The sequence below is a fragment of the Terasakiella sediminum genome, from assembly GCF_033100395.1.
Lineage (GTDB): Bacteria > Pseudomonadota > Alphaproteobacteria > Rhodospirillales > Terasakiellaceae > Terasakiella.
Genome location: NZ_JAWLVJ010000009.1, coordinates 85,496 through 104,831, shown reverse-complemented (window position 1 = coordinate 104,831; position 19,336 = coordinate 85,496). Strand labels below are relative to the sequence as shown.

19 protein-coding genes are annotated in these 19,336 nt (G+C 49.2%); 10 read left to right on the top strand and 9 right to left on the bottom strand.

Annotation, left to right across the window (positions count from 1 at the left end; translation table 11 throughout):
• The first annotated feature begins 14 nt into the window (after nt 1–14).
• Nucleotides 15–503 carry a DUF2059 domain-containing protein gene (locus tag RYZ26_RS09015; protein ID WP_317682866.1) on the top strand — a complete coding sequence of 163 codons (489 nt, stop codon included), beginning with the start codon at nt 15–17 and terminating at the stop codon, nt 501–503.
• A gap of 1 nt (nt 504) precedes the next feature.
• Here the strand turns inward: RYZ26_RS09015 and RYZ26_RS09010 are convergent, their stop codons facing one another.
• A complete protein-coding gene (locus tag RYZ26_RS09010) occupies nt 505–1,290 on the bottom strand; it encodes a substrate-binding periplasmic protein (protein ID WP_317682865.1) in 786 nt (261 codons plus the stop codon).
• 195 nt (nt 1,291–1,485) lie between these two features.
• On the opposite strand from RYZ26_RS09010, the gene RYZ26_RS09005 reads away from it, so the two are divergent.
• From RYZ26_RS09005 to RYZ26_RS08990, 4 genes are all read left to right on the top strand, one after another.
• Nucleotides 1,486–2,685, top strand: coding sequence for a phosphoglycerate kinase (locus tag RYZ26_RS09005; RefSeq protein ID WP_317682864.1), 1,200 nt, complete (start codon nt 1,486–1,488; stop codon nt 2,683–2,685).
• Between the two features lie 136 nt (nt 2,686–2,821).
• On the top strand, nt 2,822–4,237 hold the full coding sequence (locus RYZ26_RS09000) for a tetratricopeptide repeat protein (RefSeq protein ID WP_317682863.1): 1,416 nt from the start codon (nt 2,822–2,824) through the stop codon (nt 4,235–4,237).
• Entirely contained in the window at nt 4,234–5,142 is a 909-nt protein-coding gene (locus tag RYZ26_RS08995) for a glycosyltransferase family 2 protein (RefSeq protein ID WP_317682862.1), read from the top strand. Before RYZ26_RS09000 ends, RYZ26_RS08995 begins: the two co-directional genes overlap by 4 nt.
• Nucleotides 5,143–5,187: 45 nt before the next feature.
• Entirely contained in the window at nt 5,188–5,940 is a 753-nt protein-coding gene (locus tag RYZ26_RS08990) for a glycosyltransferase (protein ID WP_317682861.1), read from the top strand.
• A gap of 7 nt (nt 5,941–5,947) precedes the next feature.
• Here RYZ26_RS08990 and RYZ26_RS08985 read toward each other — a convergent pair whose 3' ends face one another.
• Nucleotides 5,948–6,604, bottom strand: coding sequence for a pyrimidine 5'-nucleotidase (locus RYZ26_RS08985; protein WP_317682860.1), 657 nt, complete (start codon nt 6,602–6,604; stop codon nt 5,948–5,950).
• 89 nt (nt 6,605–6,693) lie between these two features.
• Here RYZ26_RS08985 and RYZ26_RS08980 point away from each other — a divergent pair, with 89 nt between their 5' ends.
• Nucleotides 6,694–8,364 (top strand): EAL domain-containing protein, encoded by a 1,671-nt coding sequence (locus RYZ26_RS08980; RefSeq protein ID WP_317682859.1) that lies wholly within the window; start codon nt 6,694–6,696, stop codon nt 8,362–8,364.
• Nucleotides 8,365–8,367: 3 nt separating this feature from the next.
• On the opposite strand, the gene RYZ26_RS08975 is transcribed toward RYZ26_RS08980, so the two are convergent.
• The 4 genes from RYZ26_RS08975 to dapD all read right to left on the bottom strand — a co-directional run bounded on the left by RYZ26_RS08975 (nt 8,368) and on the right by dapD (nt 12,519).
• Nucleotides 8,368–9,807 (bottom strand): hypothetical protein, encoded by a 1,440-nt coding sequence (locus RYZ26_RS08975; protein ID WP_317682858.1) that lies wholly within the window; start codon nt 9,805–9,807, stop codon nt 8,368–8,370.
• A gap of 13 nt (nt 9,808–9,820) precedes the next feature.
• The gene (locus tag RYZ26_RS08970) at nt 9,821–10,390 is read right to left on the bottom strand and encodes a hypothetical protein (RefSeq protein WP_317682857.1); all 570 of its coding nucleotides are present in this window, start codon (nt 10,388–10,390) and stop codon (nt 9,821–9,823) included.
• Nucleotides 10,387–11,538 carry a succinyl-diaminopimelate desuccinylase gene (dapE, locus tag RYZ26_RS08965; RefSeq protein WP_317682856.1) on the bottom strand — a complete coding sequence of 384 codons (1,152 nt, stop codon included), beginning with the start codon at nt 11,536–11,538 and terminating at the stop codon, nt 10,387–10,389. Before dapE ends, RYZ26_RS08970 begins: the two co-directional genes overlap by 4 nt.
• A 135-nt stretch (nt 11,539–11,673) precedes the next feature.
• A complete protein-coding gene (gene dapD / locus RYZ26_RS08960; protein WP_317682855.1) occupies nt 11,674–12,519 on the bottom strand; it encodes a 2,3,4,5-tetrahydropyridine-2,6-dicarboxylate N-succinyltransferase in 846 nt (281 codons plus the stop codon).
• Between the two features lie 168 nt (nt 12,520–12,687).
• On the opposite strand from dapD, the gene RYZ26_RS08955 reads away from it, so the two are divergent.
• Both RYZ26_RS08955 and RYZ26_RS08950 read left to right on the top strand, forming a co-directional pair.
• A complete protein-coding gene (locus RYZ26_RS08955) occupies nt 12,688–13,116 on the top strand; it encodes an FKBP-type peptidyl-prolyl cis-trans isomerase (RefSeq protein WP_317682854.1) in 429 nt (142 codons plus the stop codon).
• A gap of 26 nt (nt 13,117–13,142) precedes the next feature.
• Entirely contained in the window at nt 13,143–13,604 is a 462-nt protein-coding gene (locus tag RYZ26_RS08950; RefSeq protein ID WP_317682853.1) for a YtoQ family protein, read from the top strand.
• A 174-nt stretch (nt 13,605–13,778) separates the two neighbouring features.
• On the opposite strand, the gene RYZ26_RS08945 is transcribed toward RYZ26_RS08950, so the two are convergent.
• Nucleotides 13,779–14,594, bottom strand: a complete 816-nt coding sequence (locus tag RYZ26_RS08945) for a universal stress protein (RefSeq protein WP_317682852.1) — start codon at nt 14,592–14,594, stop codon at nt 13,779–13,781.
• 208 nt (nt 14,595–14,802) lie between these two features.
• Here RYZ26_RS08945 and RYZ26_RS08940 point away from each other — a divergent pair, with 208 nt between their 5' ends.
• Nucleotides 14,803–15,237 carry an NUDIX domain-containing protein gene (locus RYZ26_RS08940; protein ID WP_317682851.1) on the top strand — a complete coding sequence of 145 codons (435 nt, stop codon included), beginning with the start codon at nt 14,803–14,805 and terminating at the stop codon, nt 15,235–15,237.
• An 11-nt stretch (nt 15,238–15,248) separates the two neighbouring features.
• Nucleotides 15,249–15,758, top strand: a complete 510-nt coding sequence (locus RYZ26_RS08935; protein WP_317682850.1) for a CYTH domain-containing protein — start codon at nt 15,249–15,251, stop codon at nt 15,756–15,758.
• Here RYZ26_RS08935 and RYZ26_RS08930 read toward each other — a convergent pair.
• Both RYZ26_RS08930 and RYZ26_RS08925 read right to left on the bottom strand, forming a co-directional pair.
• Nucleotides 15,755–17,353: a CHAD domain-containing protein gene (locus tag RYZ26_RS08930; RefSeq protein ID WP_317682849.1), complete on the bottom strand. Its 1,599-nt coding sequence runs from the start codon at nt 17,351–17,353 to the stop codon at nt 15,755–15,757. The genes RYZ26_RS08935 and RYZ26_RS08930 overlap by 4 nt on opposite strands.
• A gap of 91 nt (nt 17,354–17,444) precedes the next feature.
• Nucleotides 17,445–19,280, bottom strand: coding sequence for an extracellular solute-binding protein (locus tag RYZ26_RS08925; protein WP_317682848.1), 1,836 nt, complete (start codon nt 19,278–19,280; stop codon nt 17,445–17,447).
• Nucleotides 19,281–19,336: the final 56 nt, after the last annotated feature.

Here is a 19,336-nt window from a genome sequence, read left to right as displayed (position 1 = left end):
TTTAGGAGGAAGAAATGCGTTTTCTGATCATGAGCTTGTCACTCTTGTCATTTTTGGTCTTTGCATCGGTCACACAAGCCGCAGATGCAAATAAGAGAGCCAAAATTATCGAGATGATCGAAGCCTCTGGTGCGATGATGATGATGGATGAAGCAGTAAGAGCTGTTGTCCCTGAGGTGCTAAAGCAGATTCAGGCCAAAGACTCGCGTTTGACCCAGGAGCATGCCAACGCAATTGCAAAAGCTATGGGGTCTGAAATGCGGGCCTCCAAAGGTTCTTTCTTTGATATGATGGTGCCGATTTATGACAAAGTGTTCACTCTTGAAGAAATCGAACATGCCATCGCTTATTATAAAAGCCCGCTTGGTCGGTCTATCGTTCAGAAATCGTCGCAAATTCTGCAACCAAGTCTCCAGGTCGGTCAGAAATGGTCCGTTGATGTCGGTCAACGTGCCGCCAAACGTGCTTTTGAGACGGCTAAAGAGCTGGGTTATAAGATTTAGTTTAAGCAATCACATGTTTGGCTTTGATGGTCTTGATCTGGGGTTTGATCTGTTCCAGTTTTTCATCAAAGGCTTTCAGGATGTTTTTACTACCCGGCAAGGACTTGCGCAGTCCGAAATAAAGCGGGACAGGCTTGATCAGGGCTGGGATTTTGACACTGACCAGGGCGTCGCTGTCATAGCCAAAGGCCTTGAGCTGCAGTTTCACCATCTCAAAACTTAGGGCCACATGGACATCAAAACGGTTGGACAGTAGAACTTTGAAAATCTGATCATATTCAGGGAACCATTTCATCGGTGTGTGCGGGGCAACGGTTTCTTCCGCCCAGCTGTTGCCGATCAGGTCTACCACATCAAATTGTTTCAAATCATTCAGGGTTGAAATGGATTTCAGCTCGTCAATGCGGGGATGACTGGCGGAGAAAAACAGGCTTGGTGTTATATGGATCAAGGGTGTTTTGCTGAAATTCATATATTCTCGGCGATCGCGTGACGCATAAGCCGTCAGCCCATCAGCATTACCATTGGATACAAGGGTCTGGGCGCGTTTCCAGGGCAGAGATTCGTGAGTGAGATCGTAAGACGCAATGCCTTCAAATGCCAAGTTCAAAATGTCGGGGATAATGCCGATTGCTTTTCTATCTGTTTCATATTCAAAGGGGGCAAAATCCTGATGGTGGACAATCTTCAGAGTGCGGCTGTGCGCGCCAAGGGCTTGCGGTGCACAAAATAGGGATGCTGCGCCTGCTAATCCAGCCTGTATAATTTTGCGGCGCGTGTAAGCCATAAATGCAATTTCCCCTGAGTTGCACACAATTTTAATTACGCAGGGCCGTTTTTACATGCATCCCTAGATAGAAATCAATCCTTTTATTCACAATATGTATAAGAAAAGCAGATTGAAAATCGTCAATTCACATCTGCGCAAAAATCTGTATAGTGCGTCCCAACATATTGCACTTGCGAAAATAGAGGAAAGAATATGTCACAGTTTAAAACACTGAGTGATTATGATGTCGCTGGAAAACGTGTCTTGTTGCGTGCGGATTTGAATGTACCCATGAAAGACGGCGTTGTTACCGACAGCACCCGTATTGAACGCACATTGCCGACCATTGTGGAATTGACCCAAAAAGGTGCCCGTGTAGTGCTGATCACACACTGGGGCCGCCCAAAAGGCGAACGTGTTCCGGAAATGACCGTTGAACCGATCGCAGAAGCTTTGGCTGCTAAGCTTGGCAAGAATGTGAAATTCGCTTCTGACTGTATCGGCGAAGAAGCAGAAAAAGTTGTAAATTCACTGGCGGATACAGAAGTCTGTGTTCTGGAAAACTTGCGTTATTACAAGGAAGAAACAGATAACGATCAGGCTTTTGCTGAAAAGCTGGCAGCCCTGGGTGATATCTATGTAAACGATGCATTCTCCTGTGCCCACCGTGCGCATGCATCCACCGAAGCGCTGGCACGTTTGCTGCCGTCTGCAGCTGGTCGTTTGATGCAGTCTGAACTGGAAGCCCTGTCCGGTGCCCTGGAAGCCCCGGAACGTCCGGTTGCAGCACTGGTTGGGGGCGCGAAAGTGTCAACCAAGCTGGACGTGCTGAACAACCTGTCTGCCAAAGTTGACATGCTGATCATCGGTGGCGGTATGGCCAACACCTTCCTGAATGCTCAGGGCATTGATATCGGTAACTCGCTTTGTGAACATGACCTGGCCGATACCGCCAAGGAAATTCTGGCAAATGCTGAGAAAAATGGCTGTGAGATCATCCTGCCTGTTGATGGCGTGGTCGCCAAGGAATTTGCAGCGAGTGCTGAAAACCGCACGGTTGCGCTGAAAGATGGCGTAGCAAGTGATGAGATGATCCTGGATGTGGGTCCGGCATCTGTCGCAGATGTAACCGATCGTTTGGCGAAATGTAAAACAATCGTCTGGAACGGCCCGATGGGTGCGTTTGAAATTGCTCCGTTTGATGCGGGCACCAATGGGGCGGCGCAAGCAGCCGCTGCTTTGACCAAAGACGGCAAGCTGGTGTCTGTCGCTGGTGGCGGTGATACGGTAGCTGCGCTTGACCATGCCGGTGCGAAAGAAGATTTTACTTATATTTCAACAGCGGGCGGCGCTTTCCTGGAATGGTTGGAAGGTAAAGAACTGCCAGGCGTTGAAGTCTTGCGTACTGCTTAAGGTTTCGAACCTTTATGATTAAGGAAAACCCCGCCTATCTGTGCGGGGTTTTCTTTTGTCTGCCAGCTTGAAAAGGGCGGGATTTTAAGTATAGTTTTGCCTTCTTTAAAATTTTGAGCCAAAGGTTCGCCAGACCATGCAAAATGTTTCCTTAGACCAAGCCCTGCAGATCGCCATGCAGCAGATTAATTCAGGCCAGCTGGGGCAGGCTCAGAATGTACTTAATCAGATTTTATCCAAAGTGCCGTCCCATCCCGATGCGCGTCACCTGTTGGGGGTAACCTATCTGTCGCAGGGCAAATACGCGGATGCGGAAACAGAGATTCGAAAGTCCATTAAAAAGAACCCCAAATTTCCTATGGCCCATTACAATCTGGGTAATGCTTTACTGGGGCTGGATAAGTCGGATCAGGCGATCAATGCCTTTAAAAAATCACTAAAATTAAAGCCGGATTACCTGCAGGCTGAACGTCGCCTGGCAGATGCCTATTATATCGCAGAACGGTTTGATGAGGCTGAAAAGACCTATCGCGACGTGATGGCAAAAGTGCCACAAGATGTAAATATCGTTGTGACCCTTGCCGATATGCTGGACACACAAGGCAAATGGGAGGCGGCGATTGAGCTTTATCGCAAGGCCATTTCCATGAAGCCGGATGAAGCGGTGCTTCATACCAAGCTTGCCAATACTCTCAATCAGGATTCCCAGCACGAAGAAGCGGAAAAAGTGATCAAAAAAGCGTTGGAGCTGGACCCGGATCATCATTCCACTCATATGGCGCATTCCTATATTATGCTGAGCCAGAAAAAACCGGATGCCGGATTGGCGGCGGCGGAAAAAGCGCTGGAAATCTTCCCTGGGGAAACGACAGCGGTTGCCTGGAAACTGGCTGCCCTTGATCAGTTGGGGGGGGGCGATGAATATGATCGCTATATGGATTTTGATACATTTGTGAAGCCGGAATGGGTCGATGTGCCCGATGGCTATAAGGATATTGACGAATTCAACGAAGCCCTGGTGCAGCACGTGGAAAATCACCCCAAGCTGTTTTCCTTTGATCATTATGAGGTCACGCGTTATGGCAAAGAAGTTAAAGACATCTATTCCGAACCCATGGGTCCGGTTGCTCATTTAAAGGCAGCCATGGAAAAACATGTGGCTGGATATATTGCCAGTCTGCCCGATGATCCGGATAACCAGTTTGTTGCAACAGCACCCAAGAAATGGCGCATTAAATCCTGGGCCAATATTCTGGCCGGACCGGGCCGTCAGATCGCCCATATCCACGGAGAAGCCTGGATGAGCGGGTGTTATTACGTGCGTCTGCCCGATGTGATGAAGGGGGAAGAAAACCCGGATCACGCAGGCTATATCGAATTTGGTCAGATCAATGATGAATTCCCCATGCTGGAAACAGATCGCCTGAAGTTCTTGCAACCGAAAGAAGGTCTGGTCGCTCTGTTCCCGTCTTATCTTTATCATTCGACGGTGCCGACGGAAAGTCAGCAGCCGCGCATTGCCATTGCCTTTGATGTGGTGCCTGTTTCGTGACCAAAGTCTCTTTTGTCGTAACGGTTTATAACAAAGCTCCGTTTCTGCCGGATGTCATCGCGGCATTAAAAACACAGACGGGTGATTTTGCACGCCAGTATGTGTTCGTGAACGATGGGTCCAGCGATAATTCACTGGATGTGGTGAAAGCAGAAACTGAAGGTTTGGATGATGTGGTCATTGTGGATCAGGTCAATCAGGGTGTTGCCATTGCCACCAATAACGGGATCAAGGCCGCTGATGGGGACTATATCAAACTGGTGGATGCCGATGATATTCTGGCCCCTTATTGCACCGAACTCCTGCTGAAAACAGCAAGAGAGACCCAGACCGCTTTCACCCTCGGCATTTCAGATGAATATGATCGGAAAGAAAATATCGACTTTCCAGACCCCACGGGTGCAGAGGTCAAAGTCTTTGAAGACCCCTTGATGCTGGTGATCAAGGAAGGCTACGCCCGGGTCAGCCATTGTCTGTTTGAAAAAGCTTATTTTGAAAAAGCCGGGATGTGTGATGAGCGGGTTTTCTCACAGGATCATTCACTATTTATTCGCCTTTCAGCTTTAGGCCAGTTGTCCCAGGTCTTTCATCCGGTCTGTGTTTCACCCAAGGATGAGCCGGGCCGGATCATGAATAACGAAGCGCAGGTAGTGCATGATGCGACGCTTGCGCTGGCCTATCATCTGGACGATAACGCCGCGATAACACCTCAACAACGCTTTGCTGCGCAGAAGAAAATCCTCGCGCGTGTCTGGAAATGGGCGAAGAAACATCACGGTGCAGGCTTTTTCAGTGCGGAATTTTTGCTGTATGTGATGGGGCGTGCAGGGACGACGGTGGCTTCGGATAAATTAATCGCGCTTTGTGCCGTTTTTCGCAAAAACGCTAGTGTCAGACGCCCGTGAAGGTGTTAAAACAGGCCAATTCTTTTGACGAGGGGATCGAAAAATATGAGCCAGCCGGAAGTGACCATGGTGCTGACCAGTTGTGGTCGTGTGGATTTACTGCAGCAAACCATTGAAAGCTTTGAAAAATTCAACACCTATCCGATCAAGCGCACCATCATTACGGAAGATTCTTGTGACCCTGAAGTCTATCAACAGGTGCGTGACCTTTATGGCGATCGTTTCGAGGTCTGGTGCAATGAAGAAAAGAAAGGTCAGATCAAATCCATCGTTGATGCCTACGAAGCTATTGAAACAGACTATGTCTTTCATTGTGAAGATGACTGGCTGTTCTACAAAGAAGGCTTTATCGAAGAATCTTTTGCCATCCTGAACAGTAACCCCAAGATCACCCAGGTCTGGCTGCGTACGAAAGAAAACCTGAATAAGGATGAAAACTTCTTTAGTTACGGTGATGTTCAGGAAGTCGATGGCTATAAATTCAGAAAAGTCTCCCCGACTGAAACTTTTGAATGGGGTTCGTTCTCTTTCAATCCAGGCATTAAGCGGATGAAAGATTATTTTGACCTCGGCAAATTTGATGGCTGTCGCAGCGAAATGGATGTGAATATCAAATATAAAGAGGCGGGCTTTTACTGTGTGATCTCTGAAACACCGGGTGTGGAACATCTGGGGGAAGAACGCCGTCTGGGCGATCCGACCCGTGTCTGGTCAAATCGCCGTAAGCCCAACAAACCAAAGGGGCTGAAGCGCCTGGCCGGGCACTTCCACAGTCTCTTTACCACCGGGAAATGGTAAACGCCCTTTAAAGCGCGCCTTTTAACCAATCCAACAGATTATCTGTTTTGTGATGAACGTATGCTTCATTGGCCCCTTCGCGTGCCCAGTCGCTTTCGGTTTCCACCCACAAAGACAACATGCCCAGATCAGCCGCAGGCTTAAGATTGCGCGCCATATCCTCCACCATGATGGCTTTTGTCGGGTCGATATTGAAGCGGGAAATGAAGGTGTCGTAAATGCTGGGCTCAGGTTTAGGTTGATAGTCTGCATCAACGATATCAAAAATCCCGTCAAAATGCTGCGCAATCCCAAGGCGGTCCATAACACGTTCTGCGTGCCCGGTTGAGGCATTGGTGAAGATATATTTCTTACCCGGCAAGGCCGCCAGCGTGTCTGAGAGGTCGGGTGCAGGCTGGACAGGACTGACATCAATATCGTGGACATAATCCAGATAAGGTTTAGGATCGATATCATTATTTGTCATTAGACCGCGAAGCGTGGTGCCATGATCACGGAAATACTGTTTCTGCAAAACCCGCGCGTCCTCACTCCCCAACCCCAGAAGGTTGGAAATAAAATCACGCATGCGGATATCGACTTGCGCAAAAAGGTTGCAGGATGCGGGATAGAGCGTGTTATCCAGGTCGAAGACCCACGATTGAATATCTTTGTCAGGTATCATATTTAAGCTTTTCATATTTTATGCTGGAAATGATATAGGTTTGCTATACCATATTTGCGAGGGTACATAAAAATAAAGGCAAGATACCTATGGGCAGCGACCTTGATATGAAAGCCGAGCGTGACAGATTTGTCGCATTTACTTTTTGCTGGAACGACATTGTTCTGGAATTGGATCACGATTTTAACATCGTTTTTGCAGGCGGTGCTGTGGCCCCTATTACAGGCAAAACCGAAGCCCAACTGATTGGCACGCCCGTTACCGATATTATCGAAGAAGATGACCATCTGCTGTTTATTCAGGTGGCTTCCGGTGCGACCGGGGACAACCGGATTGAAGGGGTTTCCATTCGCTTAAAAGGGCGCAAAGGCCCAACACCCCCTATCGAAATGATGGGCTATCGGGTTCGGGATTTAAAAGACAATCTCTTTATCGGCATGCGTCTGGGCAATGATTTTGGCCGCACAAGCAAACTTAAAAAAGATGAAGAAAGCGGCCTTCTGGATGACATCTCTTTCATCGAAGCTGCTGAAACCCGCATCAAGCAACAGGCTGCGGCTGGTGAAATGGTAGAAATGACCATGCTGGATATGGATCAGTTGCAGGAACTGGCCAATTCCTTAGGGAACGAAGATGCCGGGCATTTGATGAATTCGGTCGGCTCTTTCCTCAGATCCTCTTCCATCGGTGGAGATACCGCCGGGCGCATCAGCGACAATAAGTTCGGGATTGTCCACAAGCACGATCTGGATGTCGGTCAACTGTCCGATAAAATCTCGGAAATCGCATCAAACGCCAGTGGCGGCAAGGTGGAACTGGATGTAAAAGCCGCCACCATGGAAGTCGATTGCGATAATATTTCCGATGAAGATCTGGCTAACGGTCTGGCCTATACCATCAACCAATTTAAAAACGCCAAAGGGGCTGATTTCACAACAGGTGCTTTGACGAGGAATATGAGCGCGCTTGTGGGCGAGGCACAGGAAAAAATTCAGACCTTCAAGGCTGTGGTGAAAGACAGGGAATTTTTTATCGCTTTCCAGCCCATCATCGGCACGCGCGATGGTAAAATCCATCATTATGAATGTCTGGCCCGTTTTCGCGGGGAACATGCGGGAAAATCGCCATACGAATACATCGTCTTTGCTGAAGAAACTGGCCTGATCCCGGAATTTGATCTCGCTATGGCACAGATGGCGTTGCAGTGGCTGGCCCAGCAGCCCAAGGGCAAGGAATATCACGTGGCGGTCAATGTCTCCGGCTATTCAGTCGGCGATCAGAATTACATCAAGCAACTGACGACCCTTCTGGATGACAACGACTGGGCGGCGGATAAGCTGATGTTTGAAATCACTGAAAGCGCGCGCCTGGATGATTTGAGTGAAGCCAATGAATTTATCCAGACCCTGCGCAAAAAAGGCTACAAGGTTTGCCTGGACGATTTCGGGGCGGGCGCGGCCAGCTTCCAGTATCTCTCAACGTTAGAGGTCGATATAGTCAAGCTGGATGGGTCCGCCATTCGCAATGCCCTGAAAGCCCCAAAAGGTCGCTCCTTCCTCATCGCGCTGGGCAACCTCTGTCGTGACATGAAAGTGGAAACCATCGCTGAACAAATCGATGATCCACGCGGGCTTAAATTCGTGCGCGATTGCGGCATCGGCAATGTGCAGGGCTTCCTGTTCGGCAAGCCCTCGCCAAATGTTCAGGATTTCGATCCGCTTCCCAAGGCTGAATTGTTCTTGCGCAAGAACTGGGGTTAAAACCTAATCTTTATCATCCGGATGATCGACTTCGGGGAAGGCTTTACGCAGTTCCTCAAACGTATCGAAGTCGGCAATTTCCTGAATAAGCCGGATGATCCTCTCAACGCTTGGCCCATCGAATGATCCCATGGCGATGCGGAAAGACGGTTCATTTTCATCGTGATAATCGTTGACTTCAAAACGATGGCTGCGGAAACCAAAGCTGGAGCCAGATTTAAACATCATCTTGCTTTCTTTGGCCTGACGTTCCATCACCCGTTTTAAGAAGGTGACATCTTTTACGGTGCCTTCTGCCAGAATAAAGATCACAAAAGGCGAGACCGCCCAGGCAGCGTCCGCCTGCAGACTGAGGCTGGGATGGACGACTTTTTTGATCAGTCCACCAACGCCATCAAGGGCCTGTGCAAGTTTCGCATTATTGGCAAAGACCTGATCGCAATGGGGCGTGAGCAGGTTTTGTTCGCCCAGCATAGGGAATTCGATGGCCGAATATTCATCATAGGTTGCCCCATTGCCCAGCGTGCGCCGGATCAGTTTGATGGAGCTGGTAAAGGCGTTTTTATGATCAAAATATTTGGAAGTTTCCGACATAAAGAGCGATAGAACCCCAAAGCTTGCAAATTCCAATCCCACCTGATGGAGCTTGAGCGCGGAGAAAAACTGCCCCAGCATGGCAGGTGGTTCTTCGCCAAACCGTTCCATGAAATCCTTGGCATCAAACCTATCCCCGACAAGGGAGGTATCGACCAAGACGATAGTGTCCGCCTTGTTGGGACGTGCGCGCCAGGCTTTGAAGAATTCCCCGCGTTCAAAGACCGTTAGGTCATTGTTGGCATAGACAGGTTCAATCAGGATCAGATCGCCTTCGCCTGCTGCAATTTTGCTGTAGAAATTGTTGATCTTCTTCGTCATATGGGCGGCCAGGTCTGGCCCGCACATAATACGCAACAGGTCGTGAAATTCGAAATAACCCTGATGACCCAGCAAGGTGACGGTCTTCTTCGAGGTCATCTTGCGAAACTGCATTAAAAAGGTCGAAAGCGCGGCCATGGCATTTCCGAAGAAGAAATGCGCGCCAATCCAGCCATCTGCGCGTTTTACTGTTTCACCATAGGCTTTTTCAAACTGTTTGGGTTTGCCCCAGCGATCATAGGGGAAGCTGTATTTCTTGCCATCCATGCGGCGCGGTGAATTGAAATGCAGCGGGGATTTCAGTGTTTTGGACGTATGGTCATTAACGCAATTGAGCCAGATTTTGCGAAATTCCAGAGAAAAGAGCCAAAGCGCTTGTTCTCCCTTCAGGCTTTCAAGGTCACTGGCCTGGGCAAGATTGTTCATCTTGGCAGCCCAGGGCGCAAAACGGTCTTTTAGATGGGGGAATTGTGCGATCAAGGTATCATGCAGACCCAATAGGTCCTTACATTCGTTAAGACAGCTCATCTTTTCTCCCCCATTAAGATGCCAGTAGTCCTGTTTTCACCAAGTCTGTCATAAGGCCGATAAAGAAGTCCAGAATAACAATCCCGACAGCGGCGCTATATGGCAATTCCAGTGCGTGTTTTATCAAATGTCCAAGCCAGATAAAGCTGACCATTAAAAGACAGCCAAAGATCGGTATGGCTGCATCCCATTCGATCATTCTACTGGCTTGGGCCAATGCCGCCAAAAGAAAAAACGTATTCGTAAAACAGTTTAACCAATTGTATCCGATGATGAATTTCAGATATTGCTCCGGCCTTCGGATCAATTGGCAGATGCGTAACATCACGATAGGAAAGACCAGCCAGGCGATTACATACATCTCTGCATGGACAAGGATATAGCGCCAGCCATCGAACTTTTCCGGGTCGTAGCGCAGCAAAAGCAGCAGAATATAAAGCGGGGCTACAAGGCCTGCGGACCAGAAAAGGGAATGCCAGAACCCACGCGCGCCCCCGACCATCAGATGCATCCCCGAAATATCCAGCCGCAGGAGCCGTGAAGCACCTGTCAGGCCGAAAAAAAGGGGACGCAATCGGATCATGAAGCCTCGTTAAAATAATCAGTCAGGATGGTTTCGTAGATTTTGGTCAGGTTCTGCAAATCTTCAACCAGCACATTTTCATCCACCTTATGCATGGTCTGCCCCACAAGGCCGAATTCCGCCACTGTGCAAGCATGCGTGATAAAGCGCGCATCAGACGTCCCACCGGATGTGGATCGTTCCGGGGCAACCCCTGTGACTTTCTCGGTCGCTGCTTCGATCAGGTCTGTCAGCTTGTCCTGCGGGCTCATGAAGCTTTCCCCGGAAATGCGGGTTTTGAGCGTGTAGTTGGTATCCACACTGTCCAGGGTCTTGCGAATCCAGTCTTCTAACGAGGCACCGGTGTGGATGTTGTTATAGCGGATGTTGAATTTTGCCGTTGCTTCCCCCGGAATGACGTTTTCAACTGTGTTGCCGCAGTCAATCGTGGTGATGGACAGGCTGGAGGCATCAAAGAATTCATTGCCCTGATCCAGCTCATCCGAAATCAGTGCATCCAGCATCTTGACCAGTCGCGGCAGGGGGTTATCTGCACGATGCGGATAGGCCACATGACCTTGCGTGCCATGAACGGTGAGGACGGAGTTGATAGAGCCACGACGGCCCACTTTCATCATTTCGCCCATACATTTCGGGTTGGTGGGTTCGCCGACAAGGCAGTGATCCATTACTTCGCCTTGTTCTTCCATCCATTCCAGCACTTTCTTTGTGCCATTGATGGCCGGGCCTTCTTCATCACCCGTGATCAGATAGGAAATGGAACCTTTGAAACCCTCGCCCTGAGATTTCAGGAAATTCTGTGTGGCTTCAACGAAAGCCGCAACCGCGCCTTTCATATCTGCCGCACCCCGGCCATACAAACGTCCGTTGTGGATTTCCCCGCCAAACGGATTGTAAGTCCAGCCCGCTTCATCGCCCACAGGGACCACATCCAGATGACCTGCAAAACAGAAGTTCGGACCATCGGTTCCGATGCGGGCATAAAGGTTTTCTACCCGTTCGGTGCCTTCTTCCTGAAAGGGCAGGCGGTGACAGGTAAAGCCAAGTTCTTCCAAAGTGCCTTGCAACAGATCGAACACACCTTCATCTAAGGGCGTTACACTGGGGCAACGGATGAGGTCTTGGGTGAAGGAAACAGTATCGATCATTGGGGGGCTCTTTGAAAAATCTATATCTATTAAAGTATTACGGCCCCACGCTTAATACAAGGTGGAGCCGCTTGTTTTCCGGCCGAAGAGCCGGAATCTGTATTTGCGAGACCCCGGCCTACGCCGGGGCACAGCTTAGTCGCGCAGCAGATCGTTTACGGATGTTTTAGAACGTGTCTTTTCATCAACGCGTTTCACAATCACCGCACAGGCCAGACCTGGGCCAGGTTGGCCGTTTGCCATTTCTTTACCTGGCAGGGTGCCCGGTACAACAACAGAATAAGCAGGAACGCGACCATATGTGATCTCCCCTGTTGCGCGATCAACGATCTTTGTGGACTGACCAAGGAACACACCCATGGAGATCACAGACCCTTCTTCAACGATCACGCCTTCAGCAACTTCTGAACGTGCACCGATGAAGCAATTGTCTTCGATGATAACTGGACCAGCTTGTAGTGGTTCGAGAACGCCACCGATACCAACGCCACCAGAGATATGGACGTTTTTACCAATTTGGGCACAAGAGCCAACGGTTGCCCATGTATCAACCATGGTGCCTTCGTCAACATATGCACCGAGGTTCAGGAAGCAAGGCATCAAAACAGCGTTTGGTGCCACATAGGCAGAACGACGAACGACAGAGCCGGGAACAGCGCGGAAAGATGCGTCACGGAATTCTTTTTCGCCCCAGCCTTCAAACTTGGAAGGAACTTTGTCCCACCAGTTGGCGTTCACACCCGGTGCGCCCGCGATTGTTTCCATATCGTTCAAGCGGAAGGACAGCAGAACAGCCTTTTTGGCCCACTGGTTTACTTTCCAATCAGAACCTTCTTTTTCAGCAACACGCAGTTCGCCACTGTCCAACATATTCAATGTTGTATCAACAGCATCGCGGATTTCGCCTTTTGTGTCGTAATTTACAGAATCGCGGTTATCAAACGCAGACTCGATGACAGATTCCAATTGAGCTTTAACCATCTCGTAAAGTGCCTTCTTGCAAATAAATGGGAGTTGGCGAGACAATGCAAAAAATAACGGCTTTGGTCAAGATTTTAGACTCAATAAAAAGCATTGTGGCTCTTTGGTTGTCAGCCTATGAGTTTCCTGTATGCTGTTTTCACCTTAACCCCCATAAAAGGATGACCCATGTCAAACCTCACCGCAGGCCAGAAAGTTAAAATCGAAGTGACCTTTACCATGAATGACGGCACCGTCGTTCCTGCCTCTCCTCCCGGGGAGCCGCTTGAAATGGTTGTGGGCGAACCTTGTGGGTTTAAGCCGATTGATGACACCCTGCCTGGCATGAGCGTGGGCGAAACCGTGACCAAGAAACTGCAGCCGGAAGAAGCTTTTGGCATGCCGAACGCGGACCTGGTGATGGAGATTGAACGTTCCATGATTGAAACTTCCGAAGAAATCCAGGTTGGCATGTCCATGCAGATGCAGACACCGGAAGGTCAGAACATGATGGCCATGATCCATGAAGTGACCGAAACAACCGTCACCGTGGATGCCAATCATCCGCTCGCCGGGGAAGAACTGGACTTCAAAATCGAAGTTCTTGAAGTTGCTTAACTGAATTTAAGAAGAAAGAGTGTGTCATGAGTTCAAAAGTCTGGAAAGTTTATCTGTCCGGGGAAATTCACAGCGACTGGCGTGAACAGATCGAACAGGGCGTGACTGAGGCCAAACTCCCTGTGGAACTGTCCTCCCCCGTTTGTGTCCATGAAGATTCTGATCGCTGCGGCGTGGCGATCTTTGGCGAAGAAGACCAAAGCTTCTGGATGGATCATAAAGGGGCCAACCTCAACGCCATCCGCACCCGCACGTTGATTTCTGAGGCCGATCTGGTGATCGTGCGCTTTGGGGAAAAATACAAGCAATGGAACGCCGCCTTCGATGCAGGTTTCGCCGCAGCACTCGGTAAACCTTACATCACGCTGCACCCCGAACAACATGACCATGCCTTAAAAGAAGTCGATGGTGCCGCAAGCGCCATGGCCCGCAACCCCAAACAGGTTGTGCAGGCCCTAGCTTATATTATTCGTGGTGAAATGCCATAACGACAAAGATATTATCAACTCTCTTTGGCAAAAACTTCATAACGAATTTTTGCATTAATGCGTGCGATCAGTCTTCTCATAACAGCAGTAATCGCGACAAGGGCCTCTTAATGTATTAAGGTCCCTCGTTTACACAAGGGACCCAGTTGGATTGTAGAGGCCTTTATTCAGGAGTTAATGAGACATCAGGACCGGAACAGTCATGTGTTTCAGAATTTCGCGTGTATTTCCCCCTTTCAGCATGTGCGATACACCATAATGACCGTGTGCACCCATAACGATCAGGTCAGCGCCTTCGTCTGCGGCGTGAGACAGCAACAAATCAGTGATGCTGACTTTGTCGCGGCGATCATGGGCTGCTTTACACGGGATGTTGTATTTTTCCAGATGGGAAACCAACTCTTTCTCACTTGGGCGTTTCACGCCTTCTTTCTGGATGGCGAAGATTTCAACCATTTTGGAATCGACCATCATCGGGATGGCATCGTTTAGCGCACGTGCTGATTCACGACCACCGTTCCAGGCAACCAGACAACGCGAGCCGACTTTCTTGAACTCCCCAGCAAAGGGTACGACCAGAACCGGGCGGCCACTGTGCAAGATGACATTTTCTGCCAAATCAGCCGGAATGCCGGAATAGTTTTTCGACCAGTCATACTGGCCCAGAATGGCGATATCGCTAGTACGCGCGGCCCAAGTGACCGCCTGAACCACTTGTGCATGGGATGTACAAAGTGTGTTGCTGATCGTAACATTTACACCCGCCTCTGCAGCAGCAGCCTTGAAAGTTTCTTCGGCTTCCGCAGCCATCTTGCGCAATGCGTCATCAACAGGGTGCGTGCCCACAATTGCCGACATTTCCGGATTCGTTTGGCAAAAAACCGCTGTGATTTCACCATCACCTTTTTGTGCCATATCCAGGGCAATTTTAACCCGTTTTGCGCAATGCTCTGTCGCATCCAGATGTAACAAAATATGCTTGAACGCCATAAGACTTCACCTTCCCCTAAATGGTCTGATAATTTTTTCTGATTTTTCCTACCACAACGGCCATTCGGGATGTCGTTTTTTTCCTTTCTTTCCATGGCTTTACGAAAAATTCACAAGAGCTTAACATTTCTTTGCATTTCCCCATCGACAGAAGCTTTATAACTATGGCAAAACTGTCCTTTCTTTTATCTATTCAGGATGAATTCCCGTGGCGACTTTTGTGAATGACGCAGCCCTTTTTACCATCAGCCAAAAAGCCATTTTAAAAGACAAAAAAGGCCGGGTCCTGATGATGGAAAAAGCAGGTAAAAGCCATTGGGACCTGCCCGGCGGCAAGCTGGATGCGGGTGAAGATATGGTCGAAGGCATTGCACGTGAGATCGAAGAAGAAACCAAGCTGGACAAGGTCGAAGTCGGTCCCATCCTCTATGCCGGGCGTCGCACCTTTGACGAACAAGGCAAACCCGAACGGGTGATGATCTTCTATGCCTGTGAGACGGACCAGAAACTGGACAAGATCAAACTGTCAGACGAACACAGCCAATGGCGCATGATGAGCGCCGACGATTTAAAACACGAAAAAAAATACGAAATAAATCCGATCGTGCGCGCCGCCTTAAACGTTGCTTTCTCTAAAAAGTAAAAGGGATACCTATGTCGAACCAAATGGAAATTGAACGCAAGTTTCTTGTCGTTGGCGATGGCTGGAAAAACGAAGCCTCAGCCAAAAAAATTGCACAAGGCTATATCAGCAACGATAAAGAAAAATCCGCTGTGGTTCGTGTGCGTCAAAAAGGCGACAAATGCTTTCTAACCATCAAGGCTGATCGCGGTGACATCACTCGCCTGGAATTTGAATATGAAATCCCCCATGCTGATTGCGCCATGATGCTGGACCAGCTGTGTGGTGATGCCATTGAAAAGACACGCTACACCATTGATGTGGCCGGCAACACCTGGGAAATTGATGAATTCCACGGCGCCAACGCGGGCCTGATCATGGCAGAGATTGAACTGGAAAGCGCTGATCAGGCATTTGAAAAACCGGACTGGGCCGGGCCAGAAGTCAGCCACGACAACAGATTCTTCAATTCCTACATCTCTGAACACCCGTTTTCCACTTGGGGTGTCAGTCTGGAAGATCTGGTAAAAGAATTCTCTTAAGACTCTTCTTCACTGACGCTTGCGGTAACAACTTTGCGTTTTTCGCGACCAACCAGTTTACGGAATTCTTTTTCCACGGCCTTGGATGAGAAATCGGCAAACCGTTCGGAAAATTCGGCGCGCACTTCCACTTTGCGGGTCATGAAGTTTTCAACCAACACCCCCATGGCCAGGAAAACCTTGGGATCGCTGACGCCTTCTTTCAGCATGCCTTCGCTGTAACCATGCAGCGTATCAGCCTGCACATCCAAATCCTGAAAATCACCCAAATTTTCCTGTAAACCCTTCAATGTCTTGATCAAAGCGCCCACATCTTTCGCCGGATAGAGTGAAGCAAAGAACTCCAGCAAATAGCGTAGTTTCTTACAGGTCTTGCGCAGGTCATGCAGGGCTTCGGCGGGCGTTTCATCCCCGATAACACTACCTTCATTGATCACGCGGCGATAAGTCTTCCAGATGCGTTTATCAGCCAAATCCCCAATGGGAAAAGCGGCTGCAGGGGCTGTGGGGCGGACCGGAACCGGGCGTTTCAGGAAGGTGCGCCATTTGGTCAGGAAATCTTTGAAGCGACGACTTTTAAGATCAGTCACCAGCAGTTCGCGTGCCGATTTATGATGTGCGGTTAGATAATCATAAAGGGCGCTCAGATCTGATTGCAGGTCGGTGCGCAATTGATCGCGATATTTCGGATAATCCAGCAGATAGACATCCAGGTCACGCACAGGTGTGGTGATGGAGCCAATCCAGGCCAGCTCCTGCGCATATTTATCCTGCACAGTTTGCGGCAAGACGCCTTTTAAACGGCTCAGTGCACTGCGCGAACGTCGAACGGCGACGCGCAGATCATGCAAAAACTCGCTATCGATATCCGCCAATGTACCATCGATGTTGCGTTCAATCTGATTAAGCTGATTAAGCAAAATTTCCTTGCAGGCCACGTCAGCACGCATATCACGTTCCAGCGACAGTTTCATTTTGCTGGAATAGTCTTTTGGCGTCTTGTTCACATTTTGCATCAAGCTATCAAAAAACGCCATCTGGCTGCTTTTTTGAAGACCGGCAAAGAAGGGTAAGGTCTTTGCGAAATCTCTTTCATAACCCGCGATACATTCGATGCGCAGACGGCACCCCAGTTCCACCATCTTGCGGCGCGGGGCGGTGCGTTGGAAATTAACTTCCACGATCAGGCGGACCCGTTCACGTCCCTTTTTATCTTCAACCCGGACGAAAATCTGTTCTGACTTCACCTGCGTCAGCGCGATGAAAGACCGCAAGGGGGCTTGTTTGGTCAGAAACTTCTGCATCTTGCCTGCGGGCACATCGGCAGGCCAGACGGGCATGGCCTCAACAGGCAGGGAAGCCGGGAACTTTGGGGCCTTGCCATCGCAAAACAGATGCAGCGATTGTTCTTTGCCTTTTTCAAAGACAAGGCAGGCATCCTGATGACACAAAGCCCAATCAAACGTATCTAGATAGGTTTGTTCAACCGTTTGTTCCCCAGCGCGCATGCCTTGAGCAAGTGTTGCGACAATACTTGCCCATTCTTGTGCGCTATGTTCATCCCCAAGCGTGAAATACTTCGTTTCAACGACCATTTTATCCACATACCTATTAAATTTGTCATGGTTTTGTAACATACTAGGCTAAATTATAGGGATGTCATGTTACAATTTCAGGATAATATGCCTATTTCTTGCGCTTTTTTTCCAATGCTTTGGCTTTTTCTTCGTCAAACCACCAAAAAGCCCAGGCAGAATAGCCCGGATTATACTTCGCCCATTTTTCCGGCATGCCAAATTTATCCCAGGCGACAATGCGCGCGACCTTCAAATGCCAGTTCGGGATCACATAATGACCAGCCAACAAGACCCGATCCAGCGCCCGGGTACGCATGACCAGTTCTTCACGGGTTGGCGCATTGACCACCATTTCCACCAGTTCATCGATGACCGGGTCTTTCACCCCAATGGAATTACGACTGCCATTACGGTCCGCTGATGCTGACGTCCAGTAATCATACTGTTCATTACCCGGTGACTGGCTTTGACCAAACACATCAACAATCACGTCATAATCAAACGTGTCGCTGCGTTCTTTATATTGTGCGGTATCAACCATACGCACCGAGACATCAACACCCAGACGTTCCAGGTTCTTTTTAAACGGCAGAACGATACGTTCCCACGCGGGTGAGGCCTGCAACAGGATTTCAAAGGTCAACGGTTTCCCAGTTTTCAGGTTCACCAGCTTGCGGTTTTTCACCACATAGCCTGCTTTTTTCAGCAAACCGACAGCTTCTTTCAAATTTTTGCGGATTTTGCCCGATCCATCAGTCTTGGGTGGGATATATTCGGTGGTGAAGACGCTTTCAGGGACTTTACCACGGTATTTTTCAAGAATTTCCAGTTCACGCCCTGTTGGCAAGCCACTTGATCCCAGCTCGGAATTGGAAAAATAGCTGTTGGTGCGGGTATATTCATTGTGGAACAGATTCTTGTTCGCCCAGTCAAAATCAAACGCATAGGCCAAGGCCTGACGCACCAGCGGGTCCTTGAACTTGTCACGACGGATGTTAAAGACAAATCCCTGCATGCCTGTACCGACTTCATGATTGATACGCAGACGCTTGATCAAGCCGTTTTTGACTTCCGGGATATCGTAAGCCGTCGCCCAGTTTTTCGCGACATTTTCATAGCGATAATCAAACGCACCGCCCTTGAAAGCTTCAACGGCAACAGTGGCATCGCGGTAATAATCAAAGCGGATTTCATCAAAGTTATTTTGGCCCGCATTGACCGCCAGATCAGCCCCCCAATAGTCTTTCACCCGTTCATAAACAACGTTGCGACCAGACTCGAATGATTTGATCTTGTAAGGTCCACTGCCAAGTGGCGGTACAAGCGTAGTTTTGGTAAAATCTTTATCCGCCCAATAATGTTTCGGCAAGATCGGCAGTTGCCCGACGATCATGGCAAGTTCACGGTTTTTATCATCCTTGAAGGTAAATTTGACGGAACGTTCGCCCGTCTTTTCCACACCCGTCACGTCGGCATAATAAAAACGATAACGCGGATGGCCTTTTTCCATCAGCGTATTGAAGCTGAAAACAACATCATCTGCCGTCACAGGCTTGCCATCATGCCAGCGTGCCTCTTTGCGTAAATCAAACGCGACCCAGGAACGATCTTCCGGCATCTGGATGGTTTCTGCCAGCAGACCATACGCGCTAAACGGTTCGTCCAGAGATTGGGTGGTCAGGGTTTCAAACGGGAAGCTGCTGCCAATAGCCGGAATACCTTTCAGCGTAAAGCCATGAAACGTATCAAAGGTTGACCCCAAAGCTGATAGGCGAAGCGTACCGCCTTTGGGCGCATCCGGGTTGGTATAATCAAAATGGGTAAAGTCCGGTCCGTATTTAATGTCCCCATGCATGGAAACCGCATAGCGTTTTTCCGCAGCCATGGCGCTTACACTCACTGCAAGCCCCATCAGGCCCGCAAACAACACCGATTTAAAACCCATTTTTTACCTGCTTTCTTTTCAAGAATATCCTTTCCAATGATATTGGCGGGGTTGTA